This is a genomic window from Pseudomonas sp. LPB4.O (genome assembly GCF_038383825.1).
Classification (GTDB): domain Bacteria; phylum Pseudomonadota; class Gammaproteobacteria; order Pseudomonadales; family Pseudomonadaceae; genus Aquipseudomonas; species Aquipseudomonas putida.
Window position 1 is genome coordinate 1,650,007 of the sequence record NZ_CP151298.1, and the last position, 15,646, is coordinate 1,665,652.

11 protein-coding genes are annotated in these 15,646 nt (G+C 63.9%); 9 read left to right on the forward strand and 2 right to left on the reverse strand.

Features of this window, described 5'->3' with window-relative positions; translation table 11 throughout:
• Positions 1-2 precede the first annotated feature (2 nt).
• Both MRBLPB4O_RS07490 and MRBLPB4O_RS07495 read right to left on the reverse strand, forming a co-directional pair.
• The gene (locus MRBLPB4O_RS07490) at positions 3-3,299 is read right to left on the reverse strand and encodes a PAS domain S-box protein (RefSeq protein WP_341797965.1); all 3,297 of its coding nucleotides are present in this window, start codon (positions 3,297-3,299) and stop codon (positions 3-5) included.
• Positions 3,300-3,360: 61 nt separating this feature from the next.
• Entirely contained in the window at positions 3,361-4,239 is an 879-nt protein-coding gene (locus MRBLPB4O_RS07495) for a LysR family transcriptional regulator (protein ID WP_341797966.1), read from the reverse strand.
• A 131-nt stretch (positions 4,240-4,370) separates the two neighbouring features.
• Between MRBLPB4O_RS07495 and leuC the strand changes: the two genes are divergently transcribed.
• From leuC to MRBLPB4O_RS07540, 9 genes are all read left to right on the forward strand, one after another.
• The gene (gene leuC / locus MRBLPB4O_RS07500) at positions 4,371-5,804 is read left to right on the forward strand and encodes a 3-isopropylmalate dehydratase large subunit (protein WP_016500870.1); all 1,434 of its coding nucleotides are present in this window, start codon (positions 4,371-4,373) and stop codon (positions 5,802-5,804) included.
• Positions 5,801-6,445 (forward strand): 3-isopropylmalate dehydratase small subunit, encoded by a 645-nt coding sequence (gene leuD / locus MRBLPB4O_RS07505; protein ID WP_341797967.1) that lies wholly within the window; start codon positions 5,801-5,803, stop codon positions 6,443-6,445. Before leuC ends, leuD begins: the two co-directional genes overlap by 4 nt.
• Before the next feature lie 146 nt (positions 6,446-6,591).
• Positions 6,592-7,356 (forward strand): methyltransferase domain-containing protein, encoded by a 765-nt coding sequence (locus MRBLPB4O_RS07510; RefSeq protein WP_341797968.1) that lies wholly within the window; start codon positions 6,592-6,594, stop codon positions 7,354-7,356.
• 54 nt (positions 7,357-7,410) lie between these two features.
• Positions 7,411-8,493 (forward strand): 3-isopropylmalate dehydrogenase, encoded by a 1,083-nt coding sequence (gene leuB / locus MRBLPB4O_RS07515; protein WP_341797969.1) that lies wholly within the window; start codon positions 7,411-7,413, stop codon positions 8,491-8,493.
• 63 nt (positions 8,494-8,556) lie between these two features.
• Positions 8,557-9,669 (forward strand): aspartate-semialdehyde dehydrogenase, encoded by a 1,113-nt coding sequence (gene asd / locus MRBLPB4O_RS07520; RefSeq protein ID WP_019473016.1) that lies wholly within the window; start codon positions 8,557-8,559, stop codon positions 9,667-9,669.
• A 253-nt stretch (positions 9,670-9,922) separates the two neighbouring features.
• Complete coding sequence (locus tag MRBLPB4O_RS07525) at positions 9,923-10,927, forward strand: aspartate-semialdehyde dehydrogenase (RefSeq protein WP_341797970.1); 1,005 nt, start codon at positions 9,923-9,925, stop codon at positions 10,925-10,927.
• A 71-nt stretch (positions 10,928-10,998) separates the two neighbouring features.
• A complete protein-coding gene (locus tag MRBLPB4O_RS07530; protein WP_341797971.1) occupies positions 10,999-13,752 on the forward strand; it encodes a FimV/HubP family polar landmark protein in 2,754 nt (917 codons plus the stop codon).
• A gap of 200 nt (positions 13,753-13,952) precedes the next feature.
• Positions 13,953-14,807: a tRNA pseudouridine(38-40) synthase TruA gene (gene truA / locus MRBLPB4O_RS07535; RefSeq protein WP_197538701.1), complete on the forward strand. Its 855-nt coding sequence runs from the start codon at positions 13,953-13,955 to the stop codon at positions 14,805-14,807.
• 61 nt (positions 14,808-14,868) lie between these two features.
• Positions 14,869-15,489: a phosphoribosylanthranilate isomerase gene (locus MRBLPB4O_RS07540; protein ID WP_016500862.1), complete on the forward strand. Its 621-nt coding sequence runs from the start codon at positions 14,869-14,871 to the stop codon at positions 15,487-15,489.
• Positions 15,490-15,646: the final 157 nt, after the last annotated feature.

Genomic DNA, 15,646 nt, shown 5'->3' on the forward strand with positions numbered 1-15,646 from the left:
CTTCAGTAGTCTGCCGGCGCCTCCAGCAACAACTTGCGAAATTCCGGCAACGGCAGCGGCCGGCTGTGCAGGTAGCCCTGGTACAGGTGACAGCCCAGCTGTTCGAGAAACTCAAGTTGCTCGGTCAGCTCCACCCCCTCGGCAATCACTGCCAGGTCGAGGCTGCGGGCCATGGCGACAATGGCTCGGACGATTTCAGCGTCGTTGGGGTCGAACGGTGCGTCGCGCACGAAGGTCTGGTCGATCTTCAGCGCATCGACCGGCAGGCGCTTGAGGTAAGTCAGCGACGAATATCCAGTGCCAAAGTCATCCATGGCAAAACTCACCCCGTAACGCTTCAGTTCGCGCATCTTGCTGATGGTGTCTTCCAGGTTCTGGATGACGATGCCTTCGGTGATCTCCAGCTTGAGCATGTGCCGAGGCAGCCGGTAATCGTCCAGGCTGCGCAGCACGCGCTCGACAAAGTTGTTCTGGCGGAACTGCCGCGGGCTGATGTTCACGCACAGGCTGAAATCATCGGCGTCGATCAGCCCGTCGGCCAGCATGCGTGCGCAGGCATCGCAGGCTTCGTCAAGGATCCAGCTGCCAACTTCCAGGATCAGGCCGCTTTCTTCCAGTACCTGAATGAACTGCGCGGGCGGTTGCTGGCCCAGTTGCGGGTGGTGCCAGCGCAGCAGCACCTCGGCGCCGACGATACGGTTGTCGCGGGCATCCACCTGCGGCTGGAAGTGCAGCGCCAGTTCGCCCCGGGCCAAGGCCAGGCGCAGGTCGTTTTCCATGCGCAGGCGTTCGCTGGCGGCCTTCTGCATGGTGGTATGGAACAGCTGGGTGGTGTTGCGCCCGGAGTCCTTTGCCCGGTAAAGGGCGATATCGGCACGCTTGAGCAGATCGGCCGGGGTGGTGCCGTGGTCGGGGATCAGCGCCACGCCGATGCTGGGTGTTACCTGCAGGCGCTGGCCATCCAGTGACATCGGTTCGGCCAGCAGCTCACGCAGCGTGTCGGCCAGTTCGCGCACTTTTTCCTCCACCACCTCACGGCTGCCCTCCAGGCCGCTGAGCAGTACCACGAACTCGTCGCCACCCAGGCGGGCCACGGTGTCCTCCAAGCGCACACTGGCTTCCAGGCGGGCGGTGATGATCTTCAGCACCGTGTCGCCCACCGGGTGGCCCAGTGAGTCGTTGATGTGCTTGAAGTGGTCGAGGTCGAGGAACAGCAGGGCGCCGCGCAGGTTATGGCGCTTGAGCAGGGCGATCTGCTGGCTCAGGCGGTCCATCAGCAGGGCGCGGTTGGGCAGGTTGGTCAACGGGTCGTGATAGGCCAGGTGGCGGATCTGCGCCTGGGCGTTCTTCAACTGGCTGACGTCGCGGGCAGTCAATAGCAGGCAGTCGACTTCGTTGAGGGTGATCGGCTCTACAGAGACTTCAACGGTGAGGATATCGCCGCGCTTGTTACGGCCGAGCATTTCCCGGTGATGCACCCGGCCGCGGTCGCGCAATTCGGCCAGCAACGCGCTGCGCTGCTTGTCGTCGGCCCAGATACCGATTTCGTACACCGTGTGGCCGACCACATCGGCGGCGCTGTAGCCGGTCAGGCGGCAGAAGCCGTCGTTGATTTCCAGGTAACGGCCGCTGTGGCGTTCGGTGATGGTGATGGCGTCGGGGCTGGAGTGGAAGGCCTTGGCAAACTTCTCTTCGCTGGATTTGAGCGCCGCCTCGGCGCGTTGCTGCTGGGTGATGTCGCGCAGGGTGGTAACGCTGCAGGGCTGGTCGTCAACGGTGATCAGGCGGCTGGAGATCACGCAGGTCAACGGGGTGCCGTTGCGGTGGTTGACCACCACGGCGACGTTGCTCAAGGCCTGTTCGCGGATCACCCGCTCGATACGTTGCGCACGCTCGATGGACTCGGCCCACAGGCCGATTTCCTCGGCGGTGCGGCCGATCACCTGGCCGCTGTCCCAGCCAAAGGTCTGGCTGAACGCCGGGTTGATCTCGATGAACTGGCCGGTATCCTGGCGGGTCACGCAGATCGGGTCGGGGCTGACCTGGAACAGGCTCGCGAACTTCTCTTCCGAGGCGCTCAGGCGCTGCTCGCGCTCCACCTGGTCGGTGATGTCGAGCAGGGTACCGGCCATGCGCAGCGGGTTGCCCTGCTCGTCGCGGTACAGCCGTGCACGGCTTTCGATGTAACGCGAAATGCCGCTTTCCAGCTGCACCCGGTAGGTGATCTGGTAGTTCCCGGCGGGCCCTTCGCGCAGGCTGCGGTAGGCCTGGCGCATCGAGTTGCGTTCCTGCTCTGGCACCCCCTCGAAAAACGCATCGAACGATTCGTGAAAAGGGGTGGGCGGCAGGCCGTGCAGCTGCGCGGCGCGGGCCGAGCCGTAGAGCATGCCGCTGGGGATGTGCCAGTCCCAGGTGCCCAGCTGCGCCGAGTCCAGGGCCAGGTCCAGGCGCTCCTGGCTGTCCTTCAGGGCCTGCTCGGCGCGCTTGCGTTCGGTGGTGTCGACAAAGGTGCTGATCAGGAAGGTGACGCCCTCCAGTTCGATGCCCTGGGTGCAGAGTATGCCGTCGTGCACCTTGCCGCTGGTGGCGCGGAACTGCACCTCCATGATCAGCGGGCCGCCGCTGGCGCGGGTCGACTCCATCACCTGGTGGCGCTGTTCGGGGTTGACCCACAGGCCCAGCTCCAGGCTGGTCTTGCCTATTACCTGGCTGCCCGGCCAGCCAAACATGTCTTCGAAGTGCTGGTTGACCTCGAAGATCATGCCGTCGTGGCGGCGGGTGAGAAGAATGGCGTTGGGGCTGAGGTGGAACAGGGTGGCGAAGCGCTTTTCCGAATTGATCAGCGCTGTTTCCCGTTCGCGCTGGCGAGTGATTTCGCGGATCACCCCGATCATTTGTGGCCGGCCATGCTGGTCGTGGGTCAGGCTACCGTTGATCTCCAGCCAGTGCAGGCTACCGTCCGGCCAGCGAATACGGTGACGCATGGCCTGTTCCACCGGCTCGCCGTTGAATACCGCCTGGAATACCTGGCGCGTGCGCGCGCGGTCTTCCTCGGGCAGCAGGTCGAGGTAGTCGACATCGGCGGGCAACGGCCGCTGCGGGTCGAAGCCGAACAGGGCCTGGGTGCCCCGTGACCAGCTGACCCGGCCGCTTTCGATATCCCATAGCCAAGCCCCCAGGCGCGCACCGTTGAGGGCGGCCAGCAGTTGTGGGGCGTTTTGCCAGGCCTGTTCCGACTCTTGGGGATCGGCCGCTGGGATACGCGGCAGGCGCAAAAAGCGGTTTGCTGATTTGGGCATCGGTACCAGACCTTTGGCGTATGACGCGTCCTTGAATTGGAAGTACCGGGCTGACGGCCGGTCAGGCGGGCCCTGCGTGGCTGTCGAGCAGGGCCATGAATGCCCTGGCCGCGTTCGATAGCGTTCGCTCCGTGTGCAAGATGTAGCCTAGCTGGCGCGACAGCTGTATGCCCGGCAAGGCGATGGGTGCAACCTGTTCGTCGAGCATGGTGCGTGGCAATACGCTCCAGGCCAGGCCGATCGATACCATCATCTTGATGGTTTCCAGGTAGTTGGTGCTCATGGCGATGTTCGGCGTCAGGCCCTGGCTTTCGAACAAGCGCTGGACAATATGGTGGGTGAAGGTGTTGCCGCCAGGGAATACCGCCGGGTGGCGGGCGACATCCGCCAGGCTGACCTCATGGTTGTTGGCCAGCGGGTGCTCGGGGGCGGCGACGAAGTCCAGGGCGTCGTCCCACACCGGCACGGCTTTGACCAGGTGATGCGGGTCGGGCGCCAGGGTGATCACGGCAATTTCGGCGCGGCCATGCAGAATTTCGTCGTAGGCCTGTTCGGAATCCAGAAACTGAATATCCAGCGCCACGGCCGGGTACTGGCGGGTGAACGTCCGCAGCAGTGGTGGCAGGCGGTGCAGGCCGATGTGGTGGCTGGTGGCCAGGGTCAGACGACCGCTCACGGCCCCGGTCAGATTGGTCAGCGCGCGTCGGGTATCATCAAGGACATTGAGGATCTGGTAGGCCCGTGGCAGCAGGGCGCGCCCAGCCTCGGTCAAAGTCACCTCGCGGCCCAGGCGGTCGAACAGCCGTACACCCAGTTGCTGCTCCAGCCCGGCGATGCGTTTGCTGATGGCCGGCTGGGTCAGGAACAGCCGTTCGGCAGCCCCGGAAAAGCTGCCGGTTTCGGCAATGGCGATAAAGGCACTGAGGTTGGCCAGGTCCATGTAGTTGTATTCCTTTGGGTTATCCAAAGCATAAAAATTATGAATTTGAGTTATTCAATCTAACCCCATAGCATCGTCCGTACAAGCCAAGGGGTCTTTGGCATAGAAAGACGCTGATGAGGAACAGTCTGATGGCTGGCAAAACGCTCTACGACAAACTCTGGGAAGCCCATGAGGTCAAGCGCCGTGATGACGGCTCGTCCTTGATCTACATCGACCGCCACATCATCCACGAAGTGACGTCGCCCCAGGCCTTCGAAGGCCTGCGCCTGGCCAACCGCAAACCGTGGCGCATCGACACCAACATCGCCACCCCCGACCACAACGTGCCGACCACGCCAGAGCGCAAGGGCGGTATCGAGGCCATCGTCGACCAGGTGTCGCGCCTGCAGGTGCAGACCCTTGACGAAAACTGTGACGAATACGGCATCGTCGAATTCAAGATGAATGACGAACGCCAGGGCATCGTCCACGTCATCAGCCCGGAGCAGGGGGCCACCTTGCCTGGCATGACCGTGGTCTGCGGCGACTCGCACACCTCCACCCATGGCGCCTTCGGCGCCTTGGCCCACGGCATTGGTACTTCCGAGGTTGAGCACGTGCTCGCCACCCAGTGCCTGGTCGCCAAGAAGATGAAGAACATGCTGGTGCGCGTGGAAGGCCAGTTGCCTGCCGGCGTTACCGCCAAGGACATCGTCCTGGCCGTGATCGGCAAGATCGGCACCGCCGGTGGCAACGGCCACGCCATGGAGTTCGCCGGCAGCGCCATCCGCGAATTGTCGATGGAAGGCCGGATGACCATCTGCAACATGTCCATCGAGGCCGGTGCCCGTGTGGGCCTGGTGGCCACTGACGCCACCACCGTTGCCTATGTCGAAGGCCGCCCGTATGCGCCGAAGGGCGAGCAGTGGAAGCAAGCGGTCGAGTCGTGGAAAGACCTGGTGTCGGATGACGATGCCGTGTTCGACACCGTGGTCGAGCTGGATGCCAGCCAGATCAAGCCACAGGTCAGCTGGGGCACCTCGCCCGAGATGGTGTTGGCCGTCGACCAGCGCGTGCCGGACCCGGCTGCCGAAGCCGACCTGGTCAAGCGTGGTTCGATCGAGCGTGCCTTGAAGTACATGGGCCTGACCGCCAACCAGGCGATCACCGACATCCAGTTGGACCGCGTGTTCATCGGCTCGTGCACCAACTCGCGTATCGAAGACCTGCGCGCCGCGGCCGAAATCGCCAAGGGCCGCAAGGTCGCCGCTACCGTCAAGCAAGCCATCGTCGTGCCGGGCTCGGGCCTGGTCAAGGCCCAGGCCGAGCGCGAAGGCCTGGACAAGATCTTCGTCGAAGCCGGTTTCGAATGGCGTGAGCCAGGCTGTTCGATGTGCCTGGCGATGAACCCGGACCGTCTGGAGAGCGGCGAGCATTGCGCGTCCACCTCCAACCGCAACTTCGAAGGCCGTCAGGGCGCCGGTGGCCGTACCCACCTGGTCAGCCCGGCCATGGCGGCCGCTGCCGCAGTGACCGGCCACTTCATCGATGTCCGCGAGTTGATCCAAGGGAGCGCAGCATGAAAGCCTTTACCCAGCACACTGGCCTCGTCGCGCCGTTGGACCGTGCCAACGTCGACACCGACCAGATCATCCCCAAGCAGTTTCTGAAGTCGATCAAACGCACCGGCTTTGGCCCTAACCTGTTCGACGAATGGCGTTACCTGGACGTGGGCCAGCCCTACCAGGACAACAGCAAGCGCCCGCTCAACCAGGATTTCGTGCTCAACCACGAACGCTACCAGGGTGCCAGCGTGTTGCTGGCGCGGGAGAACTTCGGTTGCGGCTCCAGCCGTGAGCACGCCCCGTGGGCACTGGATGAGTACGGCTTCCGCAGCATCATTGCGCCGAGCTTTGCCGACATCTTCTTCAACAACAGCTTCAAGAACGGCCTGTTGCCGATCATCCTCAGCGATGAAGAAGTGGACGAGCTGTTCAAGCAGGTCGAAGCCAACCCGGGCTACCAGCTGACCGTCGACCTGCAAGCGCAGGCGGTGACCCGCCCGGATGGCAAGGTGCTGCACTTCGAGATCGATGCGTTCCGCAAACACTGCCTGCTCAACGGCCTTGACGATATCGGCCTGACCCTGCAGGACAGCGATGCGATCAAGGCCTTCGAAGGCAAGCACCGCGCCAGCCAGCCTTGGCTGTTCCGTGATGCCTGAGTGATGTAGGTGAGTTTGCTGGCCTCATCGCCGGCAAGCCAGCTCCCACAGGATCACCACAGGCCTGAATGCTGTTGGTTTCCTGTGGGGCTGGCTTGCCGGCGATAGGGCCAGTAAAAACAACCCAAGACCAAAAGGATTTAGACATGACCAGCACCCAACACACCGACGTGGTCCAGCGCCAGTTCGGCGAACAGGCCAGCGCCTACCTCAGCAGCGCCGTGCACGCCCAGGGCAGTGAATTCGCCCTGTTGCAGGCCGAGCTGGCGGGGCAGGCGAATGCCCGCGTGCTGGACCTGGGCTGCGGTGCCGGTCATGTCAGTTTCCACGTCGCCCCGCTGGTTGCCGAGGTGGTCGCCTATGACCTCTCGCAATCCATGCTCGACGTGGTCGCCAGCGCCGCCGCCGAGCGCGGCCTGGCCAATATCACCACCGAGCGTGGTGCTGCCGAACGCTTGCCGTTCGCCGATGCCTCGTTCGACTTCGTCTTCAGCCGCTACTCGGCCCACCACTGGAGCGACCTGGGCCTGGCCCTGCGCGAAGTGCGCCGGGTGCTCAAGCCAGGTGGCGTGGCGGCGTTCATCGACGTGATGTCGCCCGGCAGCCCGCTGCTCGACACCTACCTGCAAACGGTCGAAGTGCTGCGCGACACCAGCCATGTGCGCGACTACTCCGCTGCCGAATGGCAGCGCCAGGTCAGCGAAGCCGGCCTGCATGTGCGCAGCCACACGCGCCAGCCGCTGCGCCTGGAGTTCACCAGCTGGGTCGAGCGCATGCGTACCCCCGAGCCGATGCGCGTGGCCATCCGCCAATTGCAGCAAGCCATGGGTGAAGAAGTACGGCAGTATTACCAGATCGAGGCCGATGGCTCGTTCAGCACCGATGTGCTGGTGTTGTGGGCCGAGCGTTAAGCACTTTTCGGTGGGGCCCGTCTGGCCGCACCGCGTGAATGAATAGAGGAAAGCATGAGCAAGCAGATTCTGATTCTCCCAGGTGACGGTATCGGCCCGGAAATCATGGCCGAAGCGGTCAAGGTGCTGGAACTGGCCAACGACAAGTTCCAGCTCGGCTTCAGCCTGGAGCACGACGTGATCGGTGGCGCGGCCATCGACAAGCACGGTGTGCCGCTGGCCGACGAAACCCTGGAGCGTGCGCGCAAGGCCGATGCCGTGCTGCTGGGCGCCGTGGGTGGCCCGAAGTGGGACAAGATCGAGCGTGACATCCGCCCGGAGCGCGGCCTGCTGAAAATCCGTTCGCAACTGGGCCTGTTCGCCAACCTGCGCCCGGCCATCCTCTACCCGCAACTGGCCGATGCCTCGTCGCTGAAGCCGGAAATCGTTTCGGGCCTGGACATCCTCATCGTCCGTGAGCTGACCGGTGGCATCTACTTCGGTGCCCCGCGTGGCCAGCGCGAGCTGGAAGGCGGCGAGCGCCAGGCCTACGACACCCTGCCGTACAGCGAAAGCGAAGTGCGCCGCATTGCCCGTGTCGGCTTCGACATGGCCCGCGTGCGCGGCAAGAAGCTGTGCTCGGTGGACAAGGCCAACGTCCTGGCGTCCAGCCAGCTGTGGCGTGAAGTGGTCGAAGACGTGGCCAAGGACTACCCGGATGTCGAACTGAGCCACATGTACGTCGACAACGCTGCCATGCAGCTGGTACGTGCACCCAAGCAGTTCGACGTGATGGTGACCGACAACATGTTCGGTGACATTCTGTCGGATGAAGCTTCCATGCTGACCGGTTCCATCGGCATGCTGCCTTCTGCATCGCTGGATGCCGACAACAAGGGCATGTACGAGCCGTGCCACGGCTCGGCGCCGGACATCGCCGGCCTTGGCAGCGCCAACCCGCTGGCGACCATCCTTTCGGTGTCGATGATGCTGCGTTACAGCTTCAATCAGTTGGCCGCCGCCGACGCGATCGAGAAGGCCGTTAGCCTGGTTCTGGACCAGGGTTTGCGCACCGGCGACATCTACTCGGAAGGCTGCCGCAAAGTTGGTACGCAGGAAATGGGCGACGCAGTAGTCGCAGCGCTGCGGAATCTGTAATCTCTCTGGCCCGCCACCCCAAATTCCCGGTGGCGGCCCACTTTTAGCAAAGGTGTAGTTGCGATGAAACGTGTAGGTCTGATCGGTTGGCGCGGTATGGTCGGTTCCGTGCTCATGCAGCGGATGCTGGAGGAGCAGGATTTCGACCTTATCGAGCCGGTGTTCTTCACTACTTCCAACGTGGGTGGCCAAGGCCCGAACGTGGGCAAGGATACAGCGCCGCTCAAGGACGCGTATTCGATTGAAGAACTCAAGACCCTCGACGTTATCCTGACCTGCCAGGGCGGCGACTATACCAACGAGGTCTTCCCCAAGCTGCGTGAAGCCGGCTGGCAGGGTTACTGGATCGATGCTGCCTCGTCCCTGCGTATGCAGGATGACGCCGTGATCGTCCTCGACCCGGTCAACCGCAAGGTCATCGACCAGCAGCTGGACGCCGGTACCAAGAACTACATCGGCGGCAACTGCACCGTCAGCCTGATGCTGATGGGCCTGGGTGGCCTGTTCGAAGCCGGCCTGGTCGAGTGGATGAGCGCCATGACCTACCAGGCAGCCTCGGGTGCCGGCGCGCAGAACATGCGCGAGCTGATCAAGCAGATGGGTGCCACCCACGCCGCCGTTGCCGACGACCTGGCCAACCCGGCCAGCGCCATCCTCGACATCGACCGCAAGGTTGCCGAGGCCATGCGCAGCGAAGCCTTCCCGACCGAGAACTTTGGCGTGCCACTGGCGGGTAGCCTGATCCCGTGGATCGACAAGGAACTGCCGAACGGCCAGAGCCGTGAAGAGTGGAAGGCCCAGGCCGAGACCAACAAGATCCTCGGCCGCTTCAAGAGCCCGATCCCGGTCGACGGCATCTGCGTGCGCATCGGCGCCATGCGTTGCCACAGCCAGGCGCTGACCATCAAGCTGAACAAGGATGTGCCGATCGCCGACATCGAAGGCATGATCAGCCAGCACAACCCTTGGGTGAAACTGGTGCCGAACCAGCGTGAAATCAGCATGCAGGAACTGACCCCAACCAAGGTCACCGGCACCCTGAACATCCCGGTTGGCCGCCTGCGCAAGCTGAACATGGGCTCGCAGTACCTGGGCGCTTTCACCGTGGGTGACCAGCTGCTGTGGGGTGCTGCCGAACCGCTGCGCCGCATGCTGCGGATCCTGCTGGAGCGTTGATCGTTCTGCTTTGACTAAAAACCCGCGCTGGCGACAGCGCGGGTTTTTTTTGAGTGTTCGCCACAGCATTTTTAGTGCCGGTGAGATCGAGCGCCGCCCGCGCGGCGCTCGATATCACAAACACCGCAAATCCCAAGCCATCCCCGCTAGCCCTCACGCAACCCACAGCGACGAAGATACGGCCAGCACAGACAAAACCCTACAATCCGAGTAAAGTGCCGCCCCCGCCGTTTTCTGCAAGAGGATCCCTACCATGACACACCCTTTGGACATCGCCGTCGTCGGCGCCACCGGCAGCGTCGGTGAAGCCTTGGTGCAGATCCTCGAAGAGCTGGCGTTCCCGGTCGCCACCCTGCACCTGCTGGCCAGCATGGAGTCGGCAGGCAGCAGCGTGATGTTCGCCGGCAAGAAGCTCAAGGTGCGTGAAGTGGACAGCTTCGACTTTGCCCAGGTCAAGCTGGCCTTCTTCGCCACTGGCGCCGCAGTCAGCCGCAGCTTTGCCAGCAAGGCGCTGCAGGCGGGCTGCACGGTGATCGACCTGTCTGGTGGCCTGGACGACGCCCTGGCCCTGGTGCCTGAGGCCAACGCAGAGCGCCTGGCTGGCCTGACGCTGCCGGCGCGCATCGTCAGCCCATGCTCGGCCGCGGTTGCCGTGGCGGTTGCGCTGGCACCGCTCAAGGGCCTGCTGGACATTGAGCGGGTGCAGGTGATGGCGTCGCTGGCGGTGTCCGCGCAAGGCCGCGAAGCGGTCAGCGAACTGGCCCGGCAAACGGCCGAACTGCTCAATGCCCGGCCACTGGAGCCGCGTTTCTTCGACCGCCAGGTGGCATTCAACCTGCTGGCCCAGGTGGGGGCCGCCGATGAGCAAGGCCATACAGCGCCGGAGCGCCGCCTGGTCAGCGAGTTGCGCGTGCTGCTGGGCATGCCTGAATTGAAGATTTCCGTGAGCTGCGTTCAAGTCCCGGTGTTTTTCGGCGATAGCTTCAGTGTGGCCGTGCAGAGCCGTCGCCCGGTCGACCTGGCAGCGGTCAACCAGGCACTGGAGGCAGCTGATAGTGTCGAGCTGGTGGAACGTGATGATTATCCGACCCCGGTCGGTGACGCAGTGGGCCAAGACGTGGTCTATGTTGGTCGTGTACGTCACGGTGTTGATGAAGACCAGCAGCTCAACCTCTGGCTGACCACCGACAACGTGCGCAAAGGCGCCGCGCTCAATGCCGTGCAAGTGGCACAATTGTTGATTAAACAGATGCTGTAAAAGATACTGGCGAGCACTTTTGTCCTGCTCTGCTTGCAGGTTTCGGGACGATTCATACAAGGGAAGAGGTCATGCTTCGAATTCGCAAACTGGTTCTGGCCATGGCTGCAGCATCCGCGCTGTCGTCTGGCATGGCGAATGCGCTGGGCCTGGGGGAGCTGACCCTGAAGTCGGCACAGAATCAGCCGCTGGACGCCGAGATCGAATTGCTCGACGTGCGCGACCTCAAGGCCGCCGAAGTGGCGCCAAGCCTGGCGCCACCGGAAGAGTTCAGCAAGGCCGGGGTGGCGTTTCCGACCTACCTCGAAGACCTGACCTTTACACCGGTGATCAACCCCAACGGCAAGAGCGTGCTGCGTGTTACCTCCAGCCAGCCGCTGCCGGGGCCAGTGGTCAAGTTCCTGGTCCAGGTGATGTGGCCGCAGGGCCGCCTGCTGCGCGACTACAGCGTGCTGCTCGACCAGGCCAAGGCCCAAGGCGACAAGCCAGCAGCAGGTAATGTCACACCGGCCACAACCGGTGCCAGCAGCTACACCACCCAGCGCCGCGACACCCTGTGGCAAATTGCTGCGCGCAACACCCAGGGTGGCTCGATCCAGCAGACCATGATCGCGATCCAGGCGCTGAACCCCGACGCCTTCATCGGCAACAACATCAACCAGCTGAAAGTTGGCCAGGTACTGCGCCTGCCCGACCAGCAGCAGATCCAGAGCATTGCCCAGGGCGAGGCAAACAGCGAGGTGGCCGAACAGTATGCCGCCTGGCGTGAAGGCCGCCGCCTGGGCCCGCGTGCCCGCCAGCTCGACGCTACCCGCCGTGGCGCCGCCGAAGCTGCCCCGGCGCGCATCGCCCAGGGTGACAACCTGCGCCTGGTAAGCCCGGGTAACCAGACCGGTGCCGGCCAGGCCAAGGCACTCAACGACAAGCTGGCCGTGGCCCAGGAAAGCCTGGACACCAGCCGCCGCGACAACGACGAACTGAAAAGCCGCATGACCGACCTGCAGAGCCAGCTGGACAAGCTGCAGCGTCTGATCGAGCTGAAGAACGACCAGCTGGCGCGCCTTGAAGCCCAGGGTGCAGCCGCCCCGGCAGTGGCTGCTGCGTCGCCGGCCCAGCCGGCAGCGGCAGCCCAGCCGGTGGTCAAGCCGGCACCAGCTGCTGTGGATACCGCGCCCAAGCCGGTGCCGGCCGCCAAGCCTGCGCCAGCCAACCAGCCGAACAGTGCGCTCGACCAGGTCCTGGGTAACCCGTGGCTGCTTGGGTTGATTGCCGGCTCCAGCATTCTGGTGCTGGCGTTGCTGCTGTGGTTGCTGGCGCGCAAGCGCAAGGCCCAGCAAGAAGCTGAAAAGCACCTGCGCATGGCGCGGGCGCTGGAAGAAGAGCAAGCCCCAGGTTTTGACACTGATACCGAGAGCCTCGACGGCGTCGAAGTCTCGGAGCCGAGCGTGACCTTGTCGCCCGCTGTGGTCGCAGCTTCGGCTGCCGCTGCCGTTGCTGCGGAAAAAGTGGCAGCGCCAGTCGCCGAGGCAGACCTTGAGCCTGAGCCGCACGCCGACCCGCACGCCGCGCTGCTGGCGGAAGTCCATGAATGCCTGGCCGAAGGCCGCCTGAATCGCGCCACCGAACTGCTGGAGCCCGCTGTGGCCGCCGCGCCAGAGCGTGACGACCTGCGCCTGAAACTGATGGATGTGTACGCCCGCCAGGGTGACCAGAGCGCGTTCGCCGAACAGGAGCGCAAGCTGCCGGCCAGCGAGCAGAACACTGCCCAGGTTGCCGACCTGAAAGAGCGCTACCCGGCCATGCTTGGCCTGGCCGCGGCCGGCCTGGGTGCGGCGGCACTGGCTGCCGAAATGGATGAGCAGTACGTGCAGGAGCTGCTGCACGACGAGCCTGAGGCGCCGGTGGTTGCCGATGTGGTGTCTGACGAGGTGCCTGAGTTCGCGCCAGAGGCAGACGCTGAGCCGGAGGTTTTGGCGCAAGCAGAGCCTGAAGCCGAGCTGGACGCCTTCGAAGAAGTGCCAACCCTTGATGCACCGGGTCTGGGTGAACCGGACCTGGACAGCGACTTTGACCTGAGCCTGGGTGAAGACCTGCCGGAGGAAGATCCGCTGGCAGCGCCGTTGCTGGACGAGCCGGCGGCACAGGAACCTGTACCCGACGAGCTGGTAATTGCCGAGCCTGTGCTGGATGAGCCAGCGCTGGAAGAGGCTCAGCCAGAAGAGCAGCCGTTTGCCGTGGATGCCGAACTGCAAGCCGACGCCGACGCTGATTTCGAGGCCATGCTGGCCCAGGCAGAGCCACAGCCTGCCGTGGACCTGTCCGATTTCGACCTCGATGTCACTGAGCCGGTTGCCCCGGCCGCCCCGCAAGCGGTGGAAGAGGTCCCCGTGGACATCGCCGCTGAACTGGCTGCCTTCGACAGCGTGCCGGAGTTTGACCCGGTTTCCGAGTTCGACATGCCGTCGGACTTCGACCTGTCGCTGTCGCTGGACGACGATTCGCCGGCCGCCAAAAGCTTTGCCTCGGAGCTGGACGACGTCAACGCCGAGCTGGACAAGCTGTCGCAGAGCCTCGAATCGCCATCGCTGGAGCCGCACTTCACCAGCGAGGACGCGGTTGCGCAGCCTGAGCCCGAGCCCTTGGACGACCTGGACTTCGACTTCTTCTCCGGCAGTGACGAAGTAGCCACCAAGCTCGACCTGGCCCGCGCCTACATCGACATGGGCGACAACCAGGGCGCGCGCGATATCCTTGATGAAGTGGTCAAGGACGGCGACGACACCCAGCGCCAGGAAGCCGAGGACATGCTCTCTCGCCTGGTCTGATGCAAGCAGGGCAGGCCTCTTCGCGGGCTTGCCCGCTCCCACAGGGTCTCCACAAGTCTTCGTCCTTGTGAGTAACCTGTGGGAGCGGGCGCGCCCGCGAAGACGCCCGCAAGCGCTACACACCTCCAATGGCAGCCCTACAAGGCTGCCGTTGTCGTTATAATCCCCGCCATTCCGTACACCCCACAGGTTTCATGCGCTTGGACATCATCGACACCGCTGCCGCCGAATCCGCGGCCGAAGGCTACTCCCGAATCGCCCTGGGCGTGGAATACAAGGGCGCCCGCTATCGCGGCTGGCAGCGTCAGGCCAGTGGAGTGCCCAGTGTCCAGCAAGCGCTTGAACAAGCGTTGTCCAAGGTCGCCAACGAACCGATTTCGGTGATCTGCGCCGGGCGTACCGATGCCGGCGTGCATGGCTGCGGCCAGATCGTGCATTTCGATACCCGCGCCGTACGCGACGAGCGCGCCTGGACCTTGGGCACCAATTTCAACCTGCCGCACGACATCAGCGTGGTCTGGTCGCGGCCGATGCCGGCCGACTTCCATGCCCGCTTCAAGGCGTGTGCGCGGCGCTACCGCTACGTCATCTACAACGACCCGATCCGCCCGGCGCACCTGGCCGAGGAAGTGACTTGGAACCACCGCCCGCTGGATGTCGAGCGCATGGCCGAAGCGGCGCAGTTCCTGCTTGGCACCCACGATTTCAGCGCCTTCCGCGCCAGCCAGTGCCAAGCCAAGTCGCCGATCAAGCACATCTACCACCTGCGCGTTACCCGCCATGGCCAGATGATCGTGCTGGACGTGCGCGCCACCGCCTTCCTGCACCACATGGTGCGTAACATTGTCGGTGTGCTGACAGCCATCGGCGCCGGCGAGCGCCCGGTCACCTGGGCGCGTGAAGTGCTGGAAGGGCGCGACCGCCGTGAAGCCGGGGTCACCGCCCATCCGTACGGGCTTTACCTGGTCAAGGTGGAGTACCCCGAGGAATATGTGCTGCCCCAGCGTTACATCGGCCCACACTTTTTGACCGGCTACGAAGCGTTGGCAGACTGACGGACGAAAAGCCATTTGCTAACATCCGGCCTTTCACCGTAACAATCAGGGTTCGCTGTCCATGAGCAATGTTCGCAGCAAGATCTGCGGGATTACCCGAATCGAAGACGCACTGGCCGCTGCCGAAGCGGGTGCCGATGCCATCGGCTTTGTCTTCTACGCCAAGAGCCCGCGGGCCGTGGACGTGCGCCAGGCACGGGCGATCATTGCCGAGTTGCCACCGTTCGTGACCACGGTCGGGCTGTTTGTCAACGCTTCGCGTTGCGAGCTGAACGAGATCCTCGAAGTGGTTCCGCTGGACCTGCTACAGTTCCACGGCGATGAAACCCCGCAAGACTGCGAAGGCTACCACCGCCCCTGGATAAAGGCCCTGCGTGTGCGCCCGGGCGATGACCTGGAAGCGGCCTGCCAGCTTTACGCAGGGGCCCGCGGCATATTGCTGGACACCTACGTGGCAGGCGTACCCGGGGGAACCGGTGAAGCGTTCGACTGGTCACTGGTGCCGGCACACCTGAGCAAGCCCATCATCCTGGCGGGCGGGCTGTCGGCCGATAACGTCGGCCAGGCCATTGCCCAGGTGCGGCCTTATGCGGTGGATGTCAGCGGTGGCGTCGAACAGGCCAAGGGCATCAAGGACGCGGCGAAAATCGAGGCCTTCATGCAGGCGGTGAAACAGGCGTGATGGCAGATGTGACGGCTGGCTGCGCGCCATCGTCCATAGCTTTCGCAGCCCTGCGGGGCAGCCGCCGGTGGCGGCACAACAACACATTAGCGGTGGAGTGGCACGCTGGAAGCCCCGGCGGCCGGTCCATCATCGTTTCATAAAAGATTTTGAGCTC